The organism is Pontibacter pudoricolor, assembly GCF_010092985.1.
Classification (GTDB): Bacteria; Bacteroidota; Bacteroidia; order Cytophagales; family Hymenobacteraceae; genus Pontibacter; species Pontibacter pudoricolor.
In genome coordinates, this window is sequence record NZ_CP048106.1 from 630,436 (window position 1) to 652,443 (window position 22,008).

Genomic DNA, 22,008 nt, shown 5'->3' on the forward strand with positions numbered 1-22,008 from the left:
AATACCTTGCGTCTCCGCTTTGAAACGATAGGTTTAATATTTTAAACCCACCTTTTACTGAAGCAATTAATGCCGACCGATTTTAGTTTGTGTATTTAATCCAGAGGCAAAACTATAGTTCACATGTTAATTTTGTAACGCAAAGAATTAAACGGATCTATAAGTTTAAGTAAATTCAGGATAAAATTTAAAGCAGGTATAGTTTACAGAACATGAGAGGAATAGCAATAGACGATGAACCAATGGCGCTGGAGGTGGTGCGCATGCACGCTGCCAAGGTGCCATATTTAGAGTTGGTTGCTTGTTTTACCGATGCCTTTAAGGCGCTGGAGTATTTGCAGAATGAGCCTGTTGATTTGCTGTTCCTGGATATAAAAATGCCGGACATTTCGGGGTTGGAGTTTGTGACCAGCCTGCAGAAAAAACCGATGGTGATATTTACAACCGCTTACACCGAGCATGCCGTTACCAGCTTTGAGCTTGATGCGATAGATTACCTGCTGAAACCGTTCTCACTGCCAAGGTTTATAAAAGCCTGCAACAAAGCGCATGAGCTACTGCAACTACGGGGAACTACAACCTCAGCCAAAGACTACGTTTTTCTGAAGACAGGATATGAGCAGGTGAAGGTCTTTTACGAGGAGATACTGTACATGGAAGCCGCCGGCAACTATGTTACTTTTGTGCTGCAAGATAAAAAGTTACTGTCGCGGATGACGATCAATGAACTGAGCGAGCAGTTGCCTTCTGATAAGTTTATAAGAGTACACCGGTCTTATATAGTTGCCAAAGACAGGATAGATAAAATTGAGCGTCACCAGGTAACTATAAAAGGGAACGAAGTGCCGGTTGGCGCATCGTATATGCCCCAACTACAGATCGTATAAAGTTAAAGTTTAGTTAGTGTTTATTGATTGTGTTGTTAAGCAAAAGCCACTCTATAGTTCAGAGTGGCTTTTGTGTTTTTAAACTACAGAAGTTGTTTAGAGTTTATGAAGGAGAAAACGAGCCATGGTTGCAGTTTTCACCATAGTCGTCAGGCTAAAGAGACTATCTTGCTGCTAAGCTGTTTCGGACAGCTGTGTCCGAAACCTTTCTGTTGCGGACATCCTTGTCCGCATAAAAGGAAGGCTGATCTACGGGGACCTGGAAGTCCCGGGCAGCGTGCTTTCGGACCAGGAAGTCCAAAAGAGCATTTTCTAAAAATTATCCTTAGCCTGACAGCTATAGTAACAATCCATTGGGCCGGTTCTAATACCTGCTGGTGAAAACACCATAGCATGGGCTTCCCTCAAAAGCATATAAAATTCTAAACAGCTTCATAGTCAACTATAGTGTATCAGATCATGGCGATGGTTTTGTTGCTTACCTGCACACCGTAGGTTTTTTTGTAGTGTACTTTCTTCTCCAGTGCGGCAATAATTGGTTCCGAAAAATCTACGCCTTCCAGTTCGCTGGCATCCGGCAAAGCACCGGGGCTGAACACGTTTATCTCCATCAGTTTATCGCCAACTATATCCAGACCAACCAGGAACATGCCATCCTGTATCAGTTTCGGTTTAACCAGCTCTACCAGGTCCAGCATGCGCTGATCTACTTTAGCAGCAACTGCAGAACCGCCGGCGTGCATGTTGCTCCGGATGTCATCTTTGCTGCTAACCCTGCGTATGGCGCAATACTTCCCTTTATGCTGCAGGGCTTCTCCGTTCATCACAAAAAGCCGCACATCGCCTTCTGTCGCTTCCGGTAAATATTCCTGGGCAATTACATAGCCATCCCTGCTTATCGCTTCTACAATCTGGTTCAGGTTGGTGGCATCATCTTTTTTAACCATAAACACACCCGATCCGCCGGAACCCTGCAATGGCTTAAGAATGATGTTGTTATTCTGCTCGTTAAAGAATTCCTTTATCTCGTCTTTATCGCGGGTAATGAGCGTGCGTGGCCTAACGGCTTCCGGAAAGTGCTGGAAGTACATTTTATTTACCGCATCCGATAACGAGGTAGGATCATTTAAAACGATAACGCCGTGGCGTATGGCCAACTGTCCGAAAATGATACCGGCATTCTGAGCCCAGGAACGGCCTTCTCCTTCGGCAGAAGGGTCGTTGCGGAGCATGAGTACATCCAGGTCAGGGGCAGTTACCCGAACTTTAGTGGCTTTGTCACTTTGCAAAGCTTCCAGGTAAGTAGCCGGTGTTTTGTACTTGTGATTTGCTTCGGCCTGTGTGGCTGTTGCGCCCATATAACCGTCGGGATAATAAGCCAGGTCGCCAACGCCCATCAGGTACACATTGTACCCCAGGTTGTGCATGCGCTGCGCCAGGAAAACGGTGGTATAAGATGCTTTTTCTGTATTTACGTCGTTTACTACGAATCCAATATTCATGTGAGGTGCTTCTAAGGTTTAAAGTAGTGGGCTGGAAGATTATAGTAAGTTAAATACTGTTATGCCTTCTTTTAGTTTTTCAAGCTTGGGTTTTATAGTTGGGTCGATCAGGTAACGTGGTTTTAAAGGTACCGGCCACAGCACATTTCTATAGATCAGTTCCTGAACGATGGGGATGTAATCCTGCCGTATTTTCCCGATCAGCAGTGGTTCCAGGTCGTTTCCTTCTTTCAGGTAGCTCAGTAAATGAATGAGGCCACGCAGGTAAACAGCATCTTTGGTTAAGCCACCTCCACGGTGTACGCGCATCGTTATATCCCAGGCCGTTTCATCATCAAAGTTATAGTTGTCTTTCAGTTGCCAGAAATTATCGGTAAAACTGCAGCCTTTCGTTAAGTGATAAACGGTAATGACACGAGCCGCCAGCGTGCGCATTCTGTCCTGATCCAGGCCGCCAACCAGCCATTCGCTTAGTACGGCCAGGCCTTCCTGTAGTTCTTCGTAGCCCGGGCTGCCCACGTATAGTTGCTGCAACGGCTGTGCTTTGCCGTTATAGTAAGTTAAGATATGCGTTCCAACTTCGTGCTGTATCAGTGCCTGCGCCCTGTGCCGGGGTATTTTTGCATCGGTCCCAACATTCAGCCTGCCCTTCGAAACGATAAGCCCAACTATAGTATCGCTCACATCCACCCCGGAATCAACGCCGGCATACTGGTTTTTAAGAAACGCAATTTCCTGTTCTGCCAGTGCTGCAAATTCCGGTACAGGTATCAGTTCTACATCGGTTTCGCGGGTAGGTTCAGGTATGGCAGCTAGTATGGCTTCCGCTGTTTTCAGTAACTCGTCATCCACAGAACCAAACAACTGCATGCTGCTGTACATAAAATTCGGGGTGTTTCGGTCTGCAAGCATGGTCAGCATTTTATCCAGTTCATGGCGCTTGTCCCGGAACAGGTAAGCCAGGGTTGGGTCGTCTACTTTCTCGATCGGGATGTTGTATAGTTTGCGTTTCAGCTGGTCGGCATCTACGGGCATCAGGCGGTAAAAAAAGGTGGGCGTCTGGCTATAGTTTGATTTTTTGAATTCGGCCCAGGCTTCGTTGTTATTGACGGGCGTAACCAGCAACAGAAACCGGAACTGATCGCTGATGCTGGTGAGCTGTTTATCTATCTTCCAGACTGCCCTGTTAACAGCCTGCCTGCCCAACGCCTGGAAATGAACGGGTTTATGTGTTGTCTGGACGGATAAAAAATCAAATACCGTTTTCTTGATTGCATTGGCAATTTTCTCGCGCAGGGTGCGAAGCAACAAGGGGTAAGCTTTACCGGTTTCCTGGTTTACATAGATCGGTTTCAGTTCCAGGCCCAGCATCAGGTAACTGTGTTTTTTTAAGTCTTCTTCCGAAAACAACCGCAGCGGGCCTTGCAGTAATTCCTGGTTTGATGCCGTCTCTACGGAACTGTGAAAGCCGCCGATCTTTATCTTCTCCAGTTCCTGCTGTAACATGCTGATGGTAGTCGGTAGCTGCTCTTTCGGGCCAAGAATTTTGAAAAGTGGTGAAGCTGGAGTTTTATCCGCTGCCGCTTTTATTTCCAGTATCAGAAAGGCATCGAACTTCTGCGCCATTTCTTCGGCAATGCTGCTAATTAAAATCTTAAGCTCAGGCGTCTGTTCTTCGTGCGAGATGATGTAAGAGGCCGAGGCTTTAACAAAGTCGGCGGTAGCGTGGTCGGGTTTGCCGGCCGGGTGGCGGAACAGCAGTAAAAAGGGCAGGGGCCTGTCGATGTACACCAGGCCGCCATCGGGCAGGCTGCGGTGTACCTGCTTGCCACGGCGCAGGCTTTTGGTGATTTTCCGGATAAAATGCTCGGTTATGCTATCAATCATGCGAATTTTTGAGCCGTAACTATAGTACCCGGCATACCTGGTGCATAGCCGCAAGCACAGGTTTTATAGTTTGCGCCAGTGCTTTTTTTATTTCCTCTACCTGTGCGTAATCTGGTTTGCCGGTCCATTCATCCATAAAGAATTTTTTAAACTCGATGCTCATCACGCAGGCATTATCACCGAAGTTGTCGTGTATCCAACGCATAAAGTGTCCGCCTTCAAACTTCACATTCTCGCGTACATCCAGTTGCCGGCCATGGTAGTTGTACTTTTTCAGGGAGCTGGTAAATGCATCTACTACAGGTGCCCATTTCTGCCGGTTCATGTTGCCGGTTCCAATATTAACTTCGGGATTTTGTTCCGGGTCGGCTCCGGAGCTTTCAGCCCCGTCGCGTTTATGGTTGTAGCTGTGCAGGTCGTAAACTATAAAACAGCCGTGCTTTTTCTGTACCTCTGTCAGCAACTGTTTTACATCGGCATAAAACCTGTCGTAGTGCAGGAGCGATTCTTCTGCAAATTCTTTCGATAGTTCTTCTTTCCAGACGTTCAGGCCCCATGCATCTTCGGGTTTCATATAAATTGCTTTGTCGCGGGAGCGGTTCAGGTCCAGCTCAAAGCGGGAGTTGTGCCCGATGATCCGGTTGTCCGTAATTTCAACCCAATGGTCGGTAAAAGGATCTTCTTCGCGCAGGCGCTCTTCTGCCGCCAGTGCAAACAGGTTACTTATGTTGTGGCGCACTTCGTGCCCGCTATGGATGGCTGTAGCAATAAGCGGACTATCGCCACGGGTTATCGTATAGTAAGTGCTGTCAATTTTAGTGTGTTCCATAGTTATAGTGCTGTACAAGGTTTTACCCGCTTAGGCGTAGCAAGGTTATGCCTTCACCAGAGCAACTGAAAATACAACACGATCTTAAACATTTAAACTATAGTTTGGGTTAAGGTGCAGCAGTTGTAATAGTCAGAAATAAAATAGGGACCTGTACTATAGTTTGCTTTATCACGAATTGGCTAACTTTAATGCTTATACTCTTTGGGTAGAGTATAGAGACCACACCAGACAAATGGGTAACAAGAGCCTTTTGAAGGGGCTTTACTTTCCAATTTAATTCTTTGGCGGCGCTTTATAGTTGATACGTTATAATATCAGTGGTTAGGGCTAACAGTAGTGGGTTCTGCGGCTTTAGGCTATAGTTCTCTTTTTAAGATCAATCAAAATTTTAGCGTGCTTTATTGATGACTGATAACCCGGTTTCTACCTCACAGGAAAATTATAATAGCCAGTATTTACTTTTTCAGAAAGTTTTTGAGAGTCAGTCTGGGTTGTGCATTTTGCTTACGCCTCAGTTTATAGTGCTTAGCGCTACAACGGCTTTACTAAATGAGACTTATATTTCATTAGAAGACATAAAAGGGAAGTATTTATTCGATATTTTCCCTGATAATCCATCTATTCACGAGTTCAGTTCTACCGCTATCCTGAAAGCGTCTTTAGAGCAGGTACTGGCAACAGGGAAACTGCACCAGATGGAGGTTGTGCGGTATGATATTCAAGACCCGTCAAGTCCTCGTCATTTCCTGGAGCGCTACTGGAACACCATAAACAAACCCATCTTCAACGATCAGGGTGAGATCATCTGTATCCTGCATGAAACAGCAAATGCTACGGAAGAAGTATGGGCCATCCAACAGCTTGAGAAGAGCAAAGAGCGGGAGCGGGCTGCAATGGCACAAGTTGAACAGAGCCGTTTCCGGCTAGAACGCTTAATTGACCAGGCACCTGCAGCGCTGGCTATTCTAGAAGGCCCTGACCTTGTATATAAAGTACTGAATGAAGGCTACAGGAAATTGTTCCCTGGGCGTGAGTTGCTTGGCTTGCCTCTGTTTGAGGCCTTGCCCGAATTAAAAAATCAGCCGATAGACGACATCATTACAAAGGTTTATAACACAGGTGAGACTTTTGAAGGACGCGAATTACTGATACCGGTGGCCCGATACGAAGATCAGCCTGCAGAGGATATTTACTGGGATTTTATTTACCAGGCGCTCTTCGATACAAAAGGCAGGATAAATGGCGTGCTTATATTTGCATTAGACGTTACAGAGGCTGTAGTAGCACGACAGAAAATTGAGAAAAGCACTGAGGAACTAAGAACCCTAAACCAGGAACTGGAAGCTCGTGTAAAACGCAGAACAAAAAAACTACAGGCTGCCGAAGCCGAAGCCGAAAGGCAAAGTAAACGCTTAAGAAACCTATTCATGCAGGCCCCGTCCGCTATCTGTATTCTTAGTGGGCCGGAACTGGTGTACGAGCTGGTAAACCCGGTTTACCAGCAACTGTTCCCGGACAGGGAGCTGCTATGTAAGCCTATTTTAGAGGCATTGCCTGAGATCAAAGACAACCTGGTATACAAAACCTTTCTGGATGTTTACGAAACAGGCATAACCCACGAAGAGTCGGAAATGCTGATACCTTTTATGCGACCGGAAGACGGCCAAATGGAGGACAGGTATTTTAAGTACATACAGCAGGCACGCTATAACGAGCAGGGCCAGGTGGACGGCGTTGTCGTATTTGCACTGGAGGTGACCCAGCAGGTACAAGCCCGCAAAGCAGTGGAAGCCAGCGAACAGCAATTAAAACTTGTTACAGATTCGTTACCGGTACTGATTAGCTACCTGGATAAAGATGTGATCTACCGCTTTACAAATAAAGCGTACGAAAAGTGGTTCCCCTATAAGGCTAATGAACTTATGGGCCGTAGGGTAAGAGATGTAGTCGGCGAAAAAGCATATGCAAACGTTGAAAAATATATAGCGCAGGCACTGGGAGGCAATCTTGTTCATTTTGAAGCAGAGATGCCCTACCGGGAAGATTTTAAAAAGTTTATCCATACCAGTTACGTGCCCGATATAAGGGATGGCGAAGTGAAAGGCTTTTATACTCTGGTAACTGATATTACTGAGCAGGTAACGGCACGTAAAGCACTGGAAGAAAGTGAACAGAAGGCTAAAGCTATTGCCGATGAGCTGGCCATTACCAACCAGGAACTAAAGGCTGCAAACCTTGACCTGGCAGATGCTAACAAACAACTTGTGCACACCAACATCGACCTTGATAATTTTATTTACACGGCATCGCATGACCTGCGCTCACCAATATCTAACATCGAAAGGCTGTTAATAGAGTTGTTGTTAGAACTGCCGGAGCAGAACAGGCAGGAAGGGGAAGCAAAACAGATCATCAGTATGATGCAGAAGGCGGTAGACCGCTTCAAGAAAACCATCTCCAACCTAACAGACATTTCAAAGCTGCAGAAAGGCGAAGCCATAGAATCGCAGCTTGTAAATCTGCCGGAACTGATAGAGGAAGTTACCTCGGACCTGGGATACCTGATAAATGAGTCGAAGGCCGAAGTTATAGTTGACTATGCTACATGCAAGTCGGTATCGTTCTCGGAAAAGAACCTGCGCAGTATAGTTTATAACCTTATCTCCAATGCCCTGAAATACCGCCACTCTGACCGGCTACCGCTTATCAGGATAACGTGCCAGATGGATTCAGGACAATTTGTGTTAAAGATAAAGGATAATGGCCTTGGTCTTAGCAAACAGAATAAAGGTAAATTATTTACTATGTTCAGGCGCTTCCACGACCATGTTGAGGGTTCTGGCGTGGGCTTATACATGGTAAAACGAATTGTTGATAATGCCGGTGGTAAAATAGAGGTTGAAACCGAAGAAGGAGTCGGGACTACTTTTAAAGTTTACCTGCCGATGCTACATTCCGAGCTTAGCTTTTAGTATTTTGTAAACTATAGTTTGCCCGGAAGTTTCGGTAATTATATAAAAAACTCATATTTAAGCAAGTGAGACTGACATTTCCATATCCTCTGAGGCTGCTGAAAATGCTACTATCAGCATGCCTGATTGTAGCATTTTGTTACCTCATTTGGAATAGAGGTTCTGTATCTGCCTACAACACACAAAATATTGCCGGCTTTTACTATATAGATTATCCTTCTGAATACAACTACAAACAAGTGTCGACTTATTGTGGTCCGTTCAGTACAGCAGCAGTAGTTCGGGCCTTACAAGGAAAGAAAGTAGACTCATTCGAATATTCTGAGAATATCGGCTGGAGAATATTTAATAAAGGGACACATCCTATTGGTTTAAGCCGGCAATTGGAAAAACAGTACCTGAATGTAGAAATAGCTAGGCTAAGAAGTTTTTCAGACGACGAAAGATTACTCTTTTTACAAGAAAGACTCTCTCAAGGTAAAGCGATTATCATTCTGGGTGAGAAATACGCTTATCAACATTACGTTACCTTGTTTGGGTTTAATAAGCAAAAGCAGGAATATTATATATACGATAGCTGGTGTCCGGAGGGAACGAAAGGCTTAGTCGTTGATGAGAATGGTTCATTACCTGGTAACCTCACACTTAATTCTCAAGAATTGCTAACCTTCTGGGGAAAAGGAGGCATGTATAGTTTCTATGAATGGTACGCTTTAGTAGCAAGTAAATAGATTCATGAGTGATAGACAAAAAAGCGTCCTGGGAAGCATTCGAAAAAGATGGCTTAGAAAATAGAAACTAACACCAACAAGAACTACAGATCATGTCTGCCCTTTTGGAATAACCACAGCATAAAACAAAGAAGCTGCACTGCATAAAACAGTGCAGTTTCTTTGTTTTATGGTTGCAGGTGGCCTTCATTTCAAACACTGCCTTCTATAGTTTGCTACCTGCTTGTTAAATGGCTGAAATTAAAATATTTAAAACCTATTTCAGTTATTTGCATATATTTGGGAGATACCAAAAACTTAAAAACTATGAAAAATTACAAAGCTATTTTTGCATTTCTGTTACTGTTGCTACCGTTTATGTATGCCTGCCAGCAGGGCACAGATGTAGTGGAATCGGGTACGTACCAGGGTACTGTTGATGAAGTAGAACCAGCAAAAACCGAGATCTATGTTAAGACGGCTGACAACAAACGCCTGGAACTATACTTTAACGAAAACACGACGCTAACCAGAAACGGCGAAACGGTACAGTTCGATCAATTGCAGAAAGGCCAGAAGGTAGAGGTAGAAGTTAATAAAGTTGGTCAGCGTTTAGAACCGGTTGCCGTTCGTATCCTGGAGTAACATGATCGATCAAAACTTCTGGCGAACTGAGATCTGGCATCCGCTTTCGGTACATTTTCCGGTCGCTATTTTATTACTGGCTACTATCGTAAAGGTAGTAGCCATACTTTTGCGTGAGCAGCAACAGGGTTTCTGGCAAAGAGCCGGTGCCTATCTGCTTTATATTGGCTTTCTGGCTGCCTGGGTTAGCGTGTATACCGGTAGCCTGGCAGAAGGTATAGTAGCCCGCAAACTATGTGACCCTACCATCTTAAAAGATCACGAGATAGCCGCCTTTAACTTAGCCTACATTTTTACAGGAGCCACAGCTCTTGAATTAGCCTTACGTTTTGAGTTGATAAAATTTAAGACAGGTTTGCTGCAGCTTATAGTTGTGTTGCTGATGCTGGCAGGTTCAGGTTTCCTGGTTTATGTAGGGCATACCGGTGCAACGGTCGTTTACCAGCAGGCTGGTGGTGTAAACATTCCGGCTGCAGACTGCGCTGGTTTCTGATCATCCTTAATTAAGTGATGCCGTAGCCTGCAAGTCAACTATAGTTTAGTTAATGGCTGCAGTTGAAGCTACTGCTGAACTGGCCTTACCGCGTGAGCCCAGGTATATACGGTAAGTCAGTAACACGGCTTCTATGCCAACTATAGCCAACAGGGCATTTCGCATCTGCGTATGCAGATCACCAAAGGTCAGTAAGATCATAGCAACAAAAGGAAGGACTATAAGTGCCATATCCAGTTTGGTGAGCAGGCCAGAACGAACTATAGTTACAGCAAAACTTATAAATGTCAGTAATGCCGCCAGGTTGGTTAGCGTATAGCTCATAGAAGTCATCAGTAAGGTAAGCACACAAAATCCGATCCCCATCCAACTATAGTTATCCTGGCCTATCGTATCAGTAATGGCAGGTGTGGTTTTATGCTCTCTAGCAGGTTGCAGCAGGAACATGAACTTACGGTATTCCAAGCCAAGCAACATAAGGTTAAGCAACAGGAAAACAGCATTTACATAGGGTGTGCCCTGCCAATCCATTGATACGGTAACGGCCAGTATGGCAATATTCATGGGCACCAGCATGACAGCACCCAGCAAACTATAGCGTTGCGATAAAAGCAGCGTTCCGCAAATTACCTGGCTAATAGCCACCACTTTGGCAAACAGTCCTAACCCATGTTTCGCCAGTGCTTCCTCCAGCCACGGTGGCCCGATCAGTTGGCCGAAGTTGCCGTGCGTTAGTTTACAGATGCCAGCCGAGAAAAAGATATATCCCAGGAACAGGCGGATAAGCAGCATAAGCAGGTACTGGTTCTTTAACATAGTTTTGGTAGGTAGCGAAGTGGCACATGAGTTATTATACCTGTAAATAAAAAACATCGTCTCATTTTAGAAAATGAATTATACTAACAGGTTGGTTTTCACTACAAAGCGCCGGATTTTACAGCTGATTATTTCGGGGATTGAGCTGAATATAAGCGGTTTATACTTAGTGGTGAACTGAGGGAAGCGCCGGAATAGAAGGGATTAAACCTGATGCTTCAGGGTAAACTATAAAAAAGAAAGCCGCTCTTCAGCAGGAGAGAGCGGCTTAGCATGTAGTAAAAAGCAGTCTGTTTCTTTGGCTGACTATAAGGCATATGGTTTAAAACTGTAATACAGGCAATTTTTACTTCTTTTCCTGCCGTTGTTGGTGTTTTCACCAACAACTATACTTTTACCAACAAGTACTTGCTGGCGAAAACACGCAGCAAGGGCATCTTGCATCGATTTCCCGAAAACTCTAAACAGGTTCATGGTTTAAACTATAGTACAGGCAATTTTTACTTCTTTTTATAGATCTCAACGCCATGCTGGTTAGCGCTTGTTCTCCAGCCCCTGTGCATGCGTTCGCTGTTAAAAACGAGTGTAATGTTACCCTGCGCATCAACGCCTATTACGCCTACATCGCCTTCTTCCGGTTTTACCCGCTCCAGCACAACTGTTTCGCAGGCTTTCTGTAAGGTCAGCCCTTTGTATTCCATCAACGCAGAAATATCATAGGCAATCACATTCTTTATCAGCACTTCGCCATCTCCGGTACCAGATATAGCGCATGTCTTGTTTTTAGCATAACAGCCAACCCCGATCAGGCAGCTATCGCCAATGCGCCCCATTTTTTTATTCTCCGTACCACCTGTTGATGTCGCTGCCGCCAGATTCCCATCGCGGTCCAGGGCAACTGCTCCGACCGTGCCGTGCATGCGTGCATTCAGTTCGTCCAGGCCAATTCTGTCACTGCTTGTAAATTCTTCTTCCCGCTTTTTAGAGAAAGCATCGAATTGATGTTCGGTAATAAAGTAAGAAGACGGCTCCATCCTGATATCAATCTTTTTGGCATATTCCAGCGCACCCATGTCGCCCAGGAAACGATACTGGGTATTGAGCATCACTGCTTTAGCCAGCGAAATAGGGTTCCTGATATTCCGTACCAATGCAACTGCACCTGAAGCCTGGTCGCTGCCGCGCATAAGGGCCGCATCCATCTCTACTTCGCCGTTTGCATTAAGCGCTGAGCCTCTGCCTGCATTAAAGAGAGGATTGTCTTCCAGTCTTTTCACTGCAGCCTCTACCGCATCTACCGCTGAGCCACCTTCCTCCAGTATTTTATACCCGGCCTCTACCGCTTCCTGTATTCCTTTTTCATATCCTTTTTTGTTTTTATGTATGTGATCCGAGTCTGGTCCTGCGCCACCATGAACTATAATTGCGAGCGGTTTCTTCTTAGCCATCGTTTCGTTGTTTTCTGAGTAGAGTTTATAGTTCTCAGGTAGTACGGCTTTTACTTTAGCATGTTGATGAAGCAGTAAAACCGCGTTAGCACAAAAAAAACGCGAACCCAGGGCCGCGTTTCTTTATAAATTAGTACGGATTATCCGTTATTCTTAACTGAGTGTTCTTCCGCTTTTTAAACTATAGTTGAATGTATAGTTGCTGCACCATTCCTTAGCTCCCGCTCATAGTAAACCAGGTCACTGTGCAATGGGTGTTTCGGGTCAGTGCAGTAGTATATCCGTTTGGCATAACGCCTCACTACCAGCTCACGGTCTGGGGCTGCGATGGCAATTACGCTGGCACCTTCGGCATATTTATTTTCCATTATAGGTTGGGTGTAGCTGTAAATTAATCGTTGCCGGCCTTCTTAATTGCTTTAGCCGATTTTATGGCTTGTTTGTCTGCATCGGCACGGTTACGTTGTGCTTTAGCTTCCATGGCAGCTGCTCTTTTTGCCTGTTTTGCTGCATAAGCCGCCTCCTTATCTGCTCGTTTAGCTTCCTTCGCATTTGCCCCTGTAATCTTAGCATTTGCTTTTGTGTCGGCCTTTAAGTCTTTTACATTTTGTAAGCGTATTTCGTCCCGTATTTTTTTCTCTTTAGCGAGTTCCTGTTCTTTTTTCTGCTCTTCTATGGTAGGAGCATCCTGGGCAAAAGATTGTGTTGCTGCTAGCAGTAAAAATCCTGTTATCAGCGAGAATAAAGTGGTCTTGTAAGTCATATTTTCAGGAAAAGGTATATTCTGTTATCCTGTTTATAGTATACGTGTACCGCTATATTTTAACTGGAAATGGTTGATATATAATGGATTATATTTTTAATAGTGCCATTGAGGTAAGCAGGTGGCTATTAAATATTTAGCGGAGAGTTATATTTTATGATTGGACACAAAACCGCTTTCGGAACTAAGCTTCCAGAACTATAGGTTTCAGATAAATAACGAACTCAGTGCCTTGATTGAGCGTACTGTTTATCTCAATTTTGCCCTCTGCATTTTCCACGAGTTTCTTCACAAGGTAAAGTCCGATGCCTGTTCCTTCTATATCTTTTTCAATGCGTGTATAAGGCGTAAATAGGAGGTCTGTTTTGTCCTCGGCTATTCCCAGACCATTGTCCTTTACCGATAGCATGACATAGCCTTCTTTTTCTTCTGTTTTAACAACTATTTCCGGAGGCCGGTCCTGAACCTGGTATTTAATAGCATTGCTCAGCAGGTTATAAAGTATGCTTCTCAGGTTTTTAGGAGAAAAATCTATAGTTGCAACACCCAGCTCATATGTTATTCTGGCCTGGCTTTCTATAATGCTGTCTTTTATAGTTAGTTCTACTTCATTCAGGATAGCATCAAAAGAAACCGTTTCTGTTATTTCCTTATAGTTACCTTCTATCTTCGCTATTTCAGATAACTCATTTATGATCGTGCGCATCCTGGTAACGGAGGAGTCCAGCATTTTCGCGATCATTTCCTGCTCCTGGTTAGCTTCGTCACATTTCTCCATCAACTCCGCAGATGTTGTCTTCAGGTGTTCCACCAATCCCTCAATGTTTGCCAAAGGTGCTTTCAGGTCGTGCGACACAGCATAGATAAAGGTCTCGTGCGAAGCATTTAACTTCTCCAGTTGTTTGAGCACTTTCATCCGGTCAGTGATATCAACAAAAGTAATGATGACACCATTTGCCCTGTTTTCCTTTTTTATCAGGTAAGGAATTATGTTCATCTGGAACCAGCGCATGTCAGTTGTCTGGATCTCTTTTTCGAAGATCTCCCCGGATTCAATTACGCTGTGTATGTTCTCAACTATAGTGGAATACCGGATATTGTCGATCATCTCCTGCATGGGCCTCCCGATATGTTCAGGAGTGAAGCTGAATTGCTTCATGGCCGGCGGCGTGAATTTGCGCAGTATTAAGTTAGCATCAACAAAAAGCTGGGGTATAATGGTGTTTCTGAAATAGTTTTCCAGTTCATCATTCAGCTCTATAAGTCGCTGTATCGTTTTTGATCCGTTCATGTTCATGAAGGGCGCTGCTTAATACTTAAAATAATGCTGACCATCCTTTTAACTATAGTTTTCAGGAAAGAGGAGGGCAGCCGTGCTTTCTATAACTCTTAACAACAACTGATAAGATGCCAAAGCACTTTACATATGGTTGGTTAATACTGAAATAGCACGTTTGTCCCGTTGCGTATCCATTTTTCGAAGAATACATTGTCGTTAAACTCGCCTGAAATAAGCACGGAGTCTAATTCGGTTTCCGGGGTGCGGGTGCTCATAAAGCCCGGTAAAACGGTTTGGTTATTTGGTACCCAGTCCATCCCTTTTTTAAGAGCGATGCAAAGGTATTCGTGTGTTTCGGTGTCAACTAAGTATTTTCTGTTCATGGTGTATGTATTTGGTTTATAATTGATTAAAAGCAGCTATGTAACTGCGGCTACCATAAAAAAAGCCTTACAGAATGTAAGGCTTTTTTTGGTGAGCTATAGGTAAGACTAAGCGCGTTTTACGTTCACTGCATTTAAGCCTTTACGTCCTTCCTGCAGTTCAAAAAACACTTCGTCGTTTTCTCTGATCTCATCTACAAGGCCTGAAGCATGTACAAAGTATTCCTGATCTGAATTTGTTTCTTTGATGAAACCGAACCCTTTCAGGTCATTGTAGAATTTTACTGTTCCGTTATTCATATGGTGATTTTGTTATTATATACCTACTACATATTAAGAGGCATATGCGTTCATTATTATTTACAATATACAATAAAAAAGTTACAATTGTTGCTTGTAAGCGATTAAAACAGGTTTTATTTTTTCAATACCTTGAGGATCAGGGGCTATAGTTTGTGTAAATAAAATCTCTTAATCTGCAGAACCGGAAATGTGTATAAATAAAAGCTAATGAGTTTAGTCTTATTTAAAAAAGTACTAAGTAAATTAGCGATTTATTAGCTGTAAAACGCGTCAGAACGATAGTTTTTTATAGGCTATAGTTTGCAAAACATTACTACTAATTTAAAAGCGCACCAGTGGCTTTGTAGTTTGCCACGTAGTATTACCCTATGTCTGCAGCAGAACCCAACGATTTTTTTAAAGAAAGTCGCAGTTTTACGGAAATAAAAGAGGAGCTATTTAGTAAATACTTCGAAAACTGGAGTGCCGGCTGCCTGGGTAAACTGAAAGAGAAAACCAGTGAGGCTGTTCTGTTCCTGGACATGCAGGCAGGCAAGGAGCAAGGCGAGCAAACCGGAGCTTTATTGCCAAATAACAACAATTTCCATTACCTTAAAAGCATTGTTAAAAGACCGGCTCTGAACGAAAAGCTGCTAACCTTCTTTTACAACAAAAGCAAAGTAGTGCTGGAACAGGCAGCTGAAGTGCTGCAGACTCACCCCAACTATAGCGACCTGGTTCATCAGCCAGTATTGCTCGCTGACGCTGAAAGCAAAGCTCAATTTACACAACTCCTTCACGCTGGCAATCCTTCGCTGGTTTTTCTTGATCCGTTTGAAAATGTTTTTGCCTCGCAGCTTTTACAGCAGGCTGTTACCAACCGGCAGTCGGAGCTGTTCATGATGCTGCGCCCGGAAAATATTACAAAAGCCGTAGGTGGTAAAAAGGTAAGCGCGTCAATAAATGAGTTTTTCGGTGAGCACCTACAGGATATCGGCAACTATAGCAGAAAGGAAAAAAGCAAAACAAAGCGGCAGCAGTTTATGCTCGACAAGTTTATAAGCTTGCTAAAAAACCAGGGTCAGTATACGCTGCTTTTTAAAGTTAACTTACCTGGTATACAAGAGCCGGAAAATTACCTGCTTTTTGCGTCTCCATGTAGCCGGGCTTACAGAAGTTTTAAGGAGATACTACTGCCCTATACTACCTTGCAGCCTGATGGAATACCAACATTTATAGCCAATGAATTTCCGCAGACGCAGCTTCCGCTGTTCGAGCAAGTTCCAGACTATAGTTTACCGGAACTGGTAAACCGGATATTAGGTAATGCAGCTACCTATAAATACAAGTCTGTGGAGGCGATTTATGAGCTGGACAGCGTGAACACCAACTATAGTCGTGAAAACTATATTACTGCCGTAGAACAGCTTCGCAAAGCAGGAAAAGTAGAGTTACTGAATGGCAAAACCATGCAAACCATCCGGCTTGTTACACCAGCTTCGGTTGTAAAATACCGGCTGTAGTTTTATAGTTACCGGGCAACTAAAGCGTTTACCCAAACCGTAACGAGAATGCCGTGCCCTGACCCTCTTCAGATTGTACCTGTATCGACCCGCGATGGAGTAGAACGATCTGTTTGCACAGGCTCAGTCCGATACCGCTGCCCTGCCTCTTGGTGCTGAAAAAAGGGATAAAGATCTTTTCCTGAACGGCTTTCGACATACCTGTCCCGTTATCGATTATCTTAATAACGGTCTTGTTTTCAGCATCCGTATAGGCCGTTAGGGTTATCTCCGGATTGGGCTGATCTTTTACGGCTTCTATCGCATTCACCAGTAAGTTTATCAGTACCTGATCCAGCAAATTAGTGTCCGCCTGTAGTGCTATAGTCGGGTCTTTGAGTACAATATTAAGCGTTATGTTTTTCTGATCCAGTGTTGGCTTCATGAGTTGTTTCAGGTTACCGAACAGCTCCTGCACATATACCGTTTCCAGGTTAAGTTTTGTGATCTTGCTAAGGCTGCGGTATGTTTCTGCAAAACGTAAAAGTCCCTGGCTACGGCGTTTTATAGTTTCAATGCCCACTTTCAGGTCTTCCAGGTCATCCTGCGATATACCCTGTATAGTTGATTCCTTTAAACGGCTTTTCAGGGTATCGGCCAGCGACGAGATAGGAGCCACAGAGTTCATGATCTCATGCGTCATCACGTTCAGCAGCTTTTGCCAGGCCAGCGATTCTGTTTCGTCCAGCGCCTCGCTTACATTCTGGAAAGCCACTAGTTTATAGTGCAGCCCTTCGTTCTGGAAACCCGTTGCAGATAACAGTACTTTAAAAGAAGCTTTCTCTAAATAAGAAGTATGCGCCGTCGTAATTTTGGTGTGGCCGGGCTGCAGCTTCAGCACTTCTTCATACAAATCCTGGTCGCGCCTGGCAAGGTAATGTACGGTTTGCATGTGTGGCAGGTGCAGCAGTTTCCGCAGCGAATCATTCATAAGTACTACTTCGCCGCTTCTCAGTTCATAAGACAGAATACCCGTATTTACCAGCGCAATTACCTGCTGCAGGTTCTGAAACTGCGATTCTTTTTCTTTGCTCAGCGCTTTAAAAGTGGAGTTGATCTCATTAAATCCTTTACGCAGTACTTCCAGTTCCACCGGAGACTTTGCTTCGTTAAAGAACCTGGAAAAGTCACGGTAATGCACCGATTCAACAAACTGGTTAAATTCATCCTGCGCTTTTTTGGAAAAACGGATAAGTTCGTATACCTGGTAGATCAGCAAAGGGATCAGAAATACCAGCACCTCAGCCCAGCCATTTACCACAACTATAGCCGGAGCACTAAGCGTGAGCAAAAGCAGGAGAACCCGTAGGGTAAGCCGACCTTCAAATGTCTTAAATGTCATATTTGCCTAACCGTCGGTATAATGCGGTGCGTGTAATGCCTAGCTCTTTGGCTGCTTTGGTAAGGTTGCCATGATGCTTCTCGAGAACGCGGTTTATAGTTGCTTTTTCAAGTTCTCCGAGGTTAGACTGAAGTACAGCTGGCTCAGGTGCAGGAGCACGTTCTATAGGCGAGAACAGGATGTCGTCGGCTTCCAGAACGGGACTATCAGCCATTATTATGGCCCGCTCAATGGCGTATTGCAGCTCGCGCACGTTGCCCGGGTAATGGTAGTTCATCAGTTTATCTATAGCTGACCTGGAGAGGTCTGGCACGGAGCGCATATACTTGGTAGCATATACTTCCATAAAGTGCTTCGCCAACAGAATAATATCATTGCCACGCTTGCGCAGGGGAGGCACCATGATCTCTACCGTGTTAATGCGGTACACCAGGTCTTTCCGGAACCGTGACTCGTTGGCCAGTTCACTCAGAGGTACGTTTGTAGCGCAAAGCAACCGCACATCTATATTAATTGGCTCGTTTGAACCCAGCCGTATTACCTGCCTGTTTTGTAGCACACTGAGTAATTTGGCCTGCTGGTGCAACGAAATATTGCCTATCTCATCCAGGAAAATAGTACCGCCATCTGCAGCTTCAAACCGGCCGGCGCGGTCTTCGCGGGCGTCGGTAAAGGCCCCTTTCTTATGGCCAAACAACTCACTCTCAAACAACGATTCCGTAAGTGCGCCCACATCCACTTTTACAAAAGGCTTATCTTTTCGGGTAGAGTGTTGTTGTATGGCTTTTGCAATAAGCTCCTTGCCGGTGCCGTTTTCGCCCAGTATAAGGATGTTGGCATCTGTCGGAGCTACTTTTCTGATCTTGAGCAGGATATCCTGCATCACTTCTGATTCGCCGAGTAGCTCAGGGCCGGTAAGTGTTTTATCTATCGTTTGGGATGATGCCTTTTTAGCGGCGCCTTTGCTGGCAACTGCTTCTGTTATAATGCTCAGTAACTTCTCATTGTGCCAGGGCTTTACCACAAAATCGAGGGCGCCTTCTTTTAAAGAACGGATTGCCAGGTCTATGTCGCCGTAGGCAGTTATCATGATCACGGCAGTCTGCGGGTGGAGCTCTTTTATCTTCTTCAGCCAATATAATCCTTCGTTGCCGGTATTCAGGGCACTCTTATAGTTCATGTCCAGCAGCACCACATCAAAAGCATAGGCACTCAGCAGCGACTGTATCTGCTCCGGGTTCTTCTCTGTGATGATCTCCTTTACCTGGGGCTTTAACAACATCCGCACCGCTGTCAGCACATCAGTATCATCATCAACTACAAGTACAGAGGCTTTTGATAATTGCATACATTAAATGATATAACAGCTAAATAAACTATAATTATGCCACTTATACAACCACCTGATTCTGAACCGGTTTTACAGGTTTGGGCAGCAAAGGGGTGTGCGAATTCGCACGGTCAGCGCACGATTCTGCACATAGTCGGCGATGTTGTTTTGGTAATTTGTTGATTTACAGCAATATATTGTTTTGGCATCCGGTGTGTACAATGGCAGAAGAACTCCACTACAAGATAAAACTATAACGCATTACCGGACAGCTAACCCACACTACCATGTTCAGAAACTACTTCACAACTGCCTACCGTAACCTGTTTCGCCACAAAGGCTTTACGTTTATAAATATTGCAGGGCTGGCACTTGGCCTTACAGCCTGCCTGCTTATCGGCTTATTTGTGCACGATGAACTTCAGTACGACAAGTTTCTGCCTCAAGGGGAAAGGATATACCGCCTCTACAACGACCGGACTGCTGAAGAGGCCGGGGGTATGATCACACCTGTACCTCCTGTTTTTGCCACCACCCTGGAGCAGAGTATTCCGGAGGTTGAAGAAACTGTACGCATACTTATGCTGCCGATGGATGCCAACAACCTGGTAGAAGCCGGGGATAAGATAATTTATGAGAAAGGGAGAACGTTTGCAGACCCTTCTTTCTTTGAAGTATTTCAGCTCCCGTTTAAGTATGGTTCTCCTGAAAAAGCGCTCGATGACCCAAGCTCCATAGTGGTCTCAGATAAGTTTGCTGAAAGAGTGTTCGGCAACACAGATCCGGTAGGGAAAGAGGTGACGGTAAACAAGATAGGTTACATCGTAAAAGGTGTTTTTATCAGCAACGACAAGTTCCACTTTCCGGTAAATTTTGTATTGCCGATGGAAGCAGCCGAATTACCTGCCGATAGAATGAAGAACTGGGGCTGGCAACAATTTTATACCTATGTAAAGTTAAAAGATGGAGCCGACGCCGCCTTTGTACAGAAGAAGTTCAGCAAAATTGTAAGCGCCCAGATAGACGACGAAACTAACAAGCCATTCGGGTACAAGCCCATTTTTCAACCACTAAGCGAAGTATACCTGCACTCTGCAAGTTTTAAGTATGACCAGGCGCTGAGAGGCAACATCAGATACGTTAAATCGCTGAGCATAATCGCCATATTTATACTGCTGATCGCCTGCTTTAACTTCGTTAACCTGGCTACGGCCAAATCGATGCAGCGCGCGAAGGAAGTAGGTGTTCGCAAAGCTATAGGTGCCAGCCGCGGCCAGCTGGTGCTACAGTTCCTGGGCGAGACCGTTATTCTTACCCTTATCAGTGTTATTTTTTCAGCGGCGCTTACATCGCTGGTGCTCCCTGGCCTGAACCTTTTTACGGGCAAACAGATGCGCTTTAATGTATTTCAGGATCCCTATTTACTCCTGATATTGGTTATGCTAACTATAGTTGTAGGGGTGCTGGCAGGGCTTTATCCGGCATTGGTGCTCTCAGGTTTTAAGCCGGTAAAAGTATTGAAAAGTGCTGTAGTGGTAGACAGTAAAATCGGGAGGATACAGTGGCTGCGGCATGGGTTGATAGTGGTGCAGTTTGCCTTGTCTATATTCCTGATTATCTGCGCAACTATAGTTTACCGCCAGGTGTCGTACCTGCACAGCAAAGACCTCGGTTTTAATAAAGAGCAGATCATGTTTTTCCAGATGCGCGGAGATAATATGTTCCAGAACTACCAGACCTTTAAAAATGAACTGCAGAAAGCGCCCGGTGTTAAAAGTGCTTCGATCGGGTATGGTTTTCCGGGGGATGCCACAGCCGGAGACCGCATTATAGTACCAAAGAACGGCGAAAGAGAACACCATGGCGTGACGCAGCTTATGGTAGACTTTGACTACATAAAAACCCTGGATGTAAAACTGGTAGCGGGCAGAGCCTTTTCTGAAAAGTATAAAACAGATGCTGATCATGCTTTCATGATAAACGAGACTGCAGTAAAAGAGCTGGGCTATGGTACGCCTGAAAATGCACTGGGCAAAACACTTATCTGGCCCATCTGGAACGATGTAAACCCGGACTCCCTGAAAGAAGGTAAAATTATAGGAGTGGTAAAAGACTTTCATTTTAAAAGCCTTTATGATAAGGTAGACCCAACGGTACTCCAGGTCTTTCCGGGTGCAAACGTAAAGGTGGCAGTTAAAATAGATGGGGCCAATACAGCAAATACTATTAATGAGGTAGAAAAAGTATGGGCTAAGTTTTCTCCTGATTATCCGCTGGAGTACATTTTTATGGATGAGAATTACGAGAAAATGTACAAAGCGGAGGACAAGCTGAAAACCCTGCTCTGGATATTTACCGGCCTGGCAATATTTGTGGCTTGCATGGGTTTGTTCGGCCTTGCTGCTTATGCCGCCGAACGGCGCAAAAAAGAAATTGGTATCCGGAAAGTACTGGGCGCGGACAACAGTTCTATAGTTGCCCTGCTCTCCAGGGAGTTCCTGTTCCTGGTTGTCTTGGCAGCTCTTGTAGCTTTCCCGCTGGCCTGGTACGCGATGCATAAATGGCTGGAAGACTTTGCCTACAGAATTGATATAAGCCTGTGGGTATTTTTAGTGGCAGGCATAGTGGCAGCCCTGATCGCTTTTTTAACAATAAGCTACCAGGCACTAAAAGCAGCCAGGGTAAACCCTATCCTGAATTTAAGGTTTGATTAAATCTGATTGCGCCGATTTGCGACAGTCACTAATTCAAAACTATAGCCCGCTCAATAATCTCTTGTGCGGGCTATAGTCGTTTTTGCACTGCGTATACAGTTTTAGAACTGTGTATACAACTATAGGCACGGCAACTATAAGTGGAATTAGTTTACCCTGCT

General features: G+C 44.6%; 19 protein-coding genes. 7 read left to right on the forward strand and 12 right to left on the reverse strand.

The genetic code is table 11. The annotated features are described in order from the left end of the window. Window positions 1-212 precede the first annotated feature (212 nt). Window positions 213-887 carry a LytR/AlgR family response regulator transcription factor gene (locus tag GSQ66_RS02710; RefSeq protein ID WP_162426052.1) on the forward strand — a complete coding sequence of 225 codons (675 nt, stop codon included), beginning with the start codon at window positions 213-215 and terminating at the stop codon, window positions 885-887. Window positions 888-1,339: 452 nt separating this feature from the next. Here the strand turns inward: GSQ66_RS02710 and GSQ66_RS02715 are convergent, their stop codons facing one another. The 3 genes from GSQ66_RS02715 to GSQ66_RS02725 are packed head-to-tail and all read right to left on the reverse strand — an operon-like array spanning window position 1,340 to window position 5,105. Further along, window positions 1,340-2,389 carry a glutathione synthetase gene (locus GSQ66_RS02715; RefSeq protein WP_162426053.1) on the reverse strand — a complete coding sequence of 350 codons (1,050 nt, stop codon included), beginning with the start codon at window positions 2,387-2,389 and terminating at the stop codon, window positions 1,340-1,342. Window positions 2,390-2,428: 39 nt separating this feature from the next. After that, on the reverse strand, window positions 2,429-4,276 hold the full coding sequence (locus GSQ66_RS02720; protein WP_162426054.1) for a flavohemoglobin expression-modulating QEGLA motif protein: 1,848 nt from the start codon (window positions 4,274-4,276) through the stop codon (window positions 2,429-2,431). Between the two features lie 19 nt (window positions 4,277-4,295). After that, window positions 4,296-5,105, reverse strand: coding sequence for an N-formylglutamate amidohydrolase (locus GSQ66_RS02725; protein WP_162426055.1), 810 nt, complete (start codon window positions 5,103-5,105; stop codon window positions 4,296-4,298). Window positions 5,106-5,512: 407 nt separating this feature from the next. Here GSQ66_RS02725 and GSQ66_RS02730 point away from each other — a divergent pair, with 407 nt between their 5' ends. The 4 genes from GSQ66_RS02730 (at window position 5,513) to GSQ66_RS02745 (ending at window position 9,928) form a co-directional block, all read left to right on the forward strand. Continuing rightward, a complete protein-coding gene (locus tag GSQ66_RS02730; RefSeq protein ID WP_162426056.1) occupies window positions 5,513-8,080 on the forward strand; it encodes a PAS domain-containing protein in 2,568 nt (855 codons plus the stop codon). A 65-nt stretch (window positions 8,081-8,145) separates the two neighbouring features. Next, the gene (locus tag GSQ66_RS02735; RefSeq protein ID WP_162426057.1) at window positions 8,146-8,811 is read left to right on the forward strand and encodes a hypothetical protein; all 666 of its coding nucleotides are present in this window, start codon (window positions 8,146-8,148) and stop codon (window positions 8,809-8,811) included. Between the two features lie 306 nt (window positions 8,812-9,117). Continuing rightward, window positions 9,118-9,435, forward strand: coding sequence for a hypothetical protein (locus GSQ66_RS02740; protein ID WP_162426058.1), 318 nt, complete (start codon window positions 9,118-9,120; stop codon window positions 9,433-9,435). 1 nt (window position 9,436) lies between these two features. Beyond that, window positions 9,437-9,928, forward strand: a complete 492-nt coding sequence (locus GSQ66_RS02745; protein WP_238395787.1) for a DUF2231 domain-containing protein — start codon at window positions 9,437-9,439, stop codon at window positions 9,926-9,928. 45 nt (window positions 9,929-9,973) lie between these two features. Here GSQ66_RS02745 and GSQ66_RS02750 read toward each other — a convergent pair whose 3' ends face one another. The 7 genes from GSQ66_RS02750 to GSQ66_RS02780 all read right to left on the reverse strand — a co-directional run bounded on the left by GSQ66_RS02750 (window position 9,974) and on the right by GSQ66_RS02780 (window position 14,917). Next, window positions 9,974-10,744 (reverse strand): DoxX family membrane protein, encoded by a 771-nt coding sequence (locus GSQ66_RS02750; protein ID WP_162426059.1) that lies wholly within the window; start codon window positions 10,742-10,744, stop codon window positions 9,974-9,976. A gap of 500 nt (window positions 10,745-11,244) precedes the next feature. Further along, window positions 11,245-12,192 (reverse strand): isoaspartyl peptidase/L-asparaginase family protein, encoded by a 948-nt coding sequence (locus tag GSQ66_RS02755; RefSeq protein ID WP_162426060.1) that lies wholly within the window; start codon window positions 12,190-12,192, stop codon window positions 11,245-11,247. A 176-nt stretch (window positions 12,193-12,368) separates the two neighbouring features. Then, window positions 12,369-12,560: a hypothetical protein gene (locus GSQ66_RS02760; protein ID WP_202923388.1), complete on the reverse strand. Its 192-nt coding sequence runs from the start codon at window positions 12,558-12,560 to the stop codon at window positions 12,369-12,371. A gap of 23 nt (window positions 12,561-12,583) precedes the next feature. Continuing rightward, on the reverse strand, window positions 12,584-12,955 hold the full coding sequence (locus GSQ66_RS02765; RefSeq protein ID WP_162426061.1) for a hypothetical protein: 372 nt from the start codon (window positions 12,953-12,955) through the stop codon (window positions 12,584-12,586). Window positions 12,956-13,139: 184 nt separating this feature from the next. Then, on the reverse strand, window positions 13,140-14,252 hold the full coding sequence (locus tag GSQ66_RS02770) for a sensor histidine kinase (RefSeq protein ID WP_162426062.1): 1,113 nt from the start codon (window positions 14,250-14,252) through the stop codon (window positions 13,140-13,142). Window positions 14,253-14,389: 137 nt separating this feature from the next. After that, complete coding sequence (locus GSQ66_RS02775) at window positions 14,390-14,617, reverse strand: hypothetical protein (protein ID WP_162426063.1); 228 nt, start codon at window positions 14,615-14,617, stop codon at window positions 14,390-14,392. A gap of 108 nt (window positions 14,618-14,725) precedes the next feature. Next, the gene (locus tag GSQ66_RS02780; RefSeq protein ID WP_162426064.1) at window positions 14,726-14,917 is read right to left on the reverse strand and encodes a cold-shock protein; all 192 of its coding nucleotides are present in this window, start codon (window positions 14,915-14,917) and stop codon (window positions 14,726-14,728) included. Between the two features lie 371 nt (window positions 14,918-15,288). On the opposite strand from GSQ66_RS02780, the gene GSQ66_RS02785 reads away from it, so the two are divergent. Continuing rightward, window positions 15,289-16,422, forward strand: a complete 1,134-nt coding sequence (locus tag GSQ66_RS02785) for a class I SAM-dependent methyltransferase (protein WP_162426065.1) — start codon at window positions 15,289-15,291, stop codon at window positions 16,420-16,422. Between the two features lie 28 nt (window positions 16,423-16,450). Here the strand turns inward: GSQ66_RS02785 and GSQ66_RS02790 are convergent, their stop codons facing one another. Both GSQ66_RS02790 and GSQ66_RS02795 read right to left on the reverse strand, forming a co-directional pair. Continuing rightward, complete coding sequence (locus GSQ66_RS02790; protein WP_162426066.1) at window positions 16,451-17,803, reverse strand: sensor histidine kinase; 1,353 nt, start codon at window positions 17,801-17,803, stop codon at window positions 16,451-16,453. Beyond that, window positions 17,793-19,151, reverse strand: coding sequence for a sigma-54-dependent transcriptional regulator (locus tag GSQ66_RS02795; RefSeq protein ID WP_162426067.1), 1,359 nt, complete (start codon window positions 19,149-19,151; stop codon window positions 17,793-17,795). Before GSQ66_RS02795 ends, GSQ66_RS02790 begins: the two co-directional genes overlap by 11 nt. Window positions 19,152-19,420: 269 nt before the next feature. On the opposite strand from GSQ66_RS02795, the gene GSQ66_RS02800 reads away from it, so the two are divergent. Beyond that, the gene (locus tag GSQ66_RS02800; protein ID WP_162426068.1) at window positions 19,421-21,847 is read left to right on the forward strand and encodes an ABC transporter permease; all 2,427 of its coding nucleotides are present in this window, start codon (window positions 19,421-19,423) and stop codon (window positions 21,845-21,847) included. Window positions 21,848-22,008 lie beyond the last annotated feature (161 nt).

Excerpts from the sequence above, each read along its gene's own strand:
- GSQ66_RS02710 (WP_162426052.1), top strand. The coding sequence starts at position 213 with ATGAGAGGAATAGCAATAGACGATGAACCAATGGCGCTGGAGGTGGTG.
- GSQ66_RS02715 (WP_162426053.1), bottom strand. The coding sequence starts at position 2,389 with ATGAATATTGGATTCGTAGTAAACGACGTAAATACAGAAAAAGCATCT.
- GSQ66_RS02720 (WP_162426054.1), bottom strand. The coding sequence starts at position 4,276 with ATGATTGATAGCATAACCGAGCATTTTATCCGGAAAATCACCAAAAGC.
- GSQ66_RS02725 (WP_162426055.1), bottom strand. The coding sequence starts at position 5,105 with ATGGAACACACTAAAATTGACAGCACTTACTATACGATAACCCGTGGC.
- GSQ66_RS02730 (WP_162426056.1), top strand. The coding sequence starts at position 5,513 with ATGACTGATAACCCGGTTTCTACCTCACAGGAAAATTATAATAGCCAG.
- GSQ66_RS02740 (WP_162426058.1), top strand. The coding sequence starts at position 9,118 with ATGAAAAATTACAAAGCTATTTTTGCATTTCTGTTACTGTTGCTACCG.
- GSQ66_RS02745 (WP_238395787.1), top strand. The coding sequence starts at position 9,437 with ATGATCGATCAAAACTTCTGGCGAACTGAGATCTGGCATCCGCTTTCG.
- GSQ66_RS02750 (WP_162426059.1), bottom strand. The coding sequence starts at position 10,744 with ATGTTAAAGAACCAGTACCTGCTTATGCTGCTTATCCGCCTGTTCCTG.
- GSQ66_RS02755 (WP_162426060.1), bottom strand. The coding sequence starts at position 12,192 with ATGGCTAAGAAGAAACCGCTCGCAATTATAGTTCATGGTGGCGCAGGA.
- GSQ66_RS02760 (WP_202923388.1), bottom strand. The coding sequence starts at position 12,560 with ATGGAAAATAAATATGCCGAAGGTGCCAGCGTAATTGCCATCGCAGCC.
- GSQ66_RS02765 (WP_162426061.1), bottom strand. The coding sequence starts at position 12,955 with ATGACTTACAAGACCACTTTATTCTCGCTGATAACAGGATTTTTACTG.
- GSQ66_RS02770 (WP_162426062.1), bottom strand. The coding sequence starts at position 14,252 with ATGAACATGAACGGATCAAAAACGATACAGCGACTTATAGAGCTGAAT.
- GSQ66_RS02775 (WP_162426063.1), bottom strand. The coding sequence starts at position 14,617 with ATGAACAGAAAATACTTAGTTGACACCGAAACACACGAATACCTTTGC.
- GSQ66_RS02780 (WP_162426064.1), bottom strand. The coding sequence starts at position 14,917 with ATGAATAACGGAACAGTAAAATTCTACAATGACCTGAAAGGGTTCGGT.
- GSQ66_RS02785 (WP_162426065.1), top strand. The coding sequence starts at position 15,289 with ATGTCTGCAGCAGAACCCAACGATTTTTTTAAAGAAAGTCGCAGTTTT.
- GSQ66_RS02790 (WP_162426066.1), bottom strand. The coding sequence starts at position 17,803 with ATGACATTTAAGACATTTGAAGGTCGGCTTACCCTACGGGTTCTCCTG.
- GSQ66_RS02795 (WP_162426067.1), bottom strand. The coding sequence starts at position 19,151 with ATGCAATTATCAAAAGCCTCTGTACTTGTAGTTGATGATGATACTGAT.
- GSQ66_RS02800 (WP_162426068.1), top strand. The coding sequence starts at position 19,421 with ATGTTCAGAAACTACTTCACAACTGCCTACCGTAACCTGTTTCGCCAC.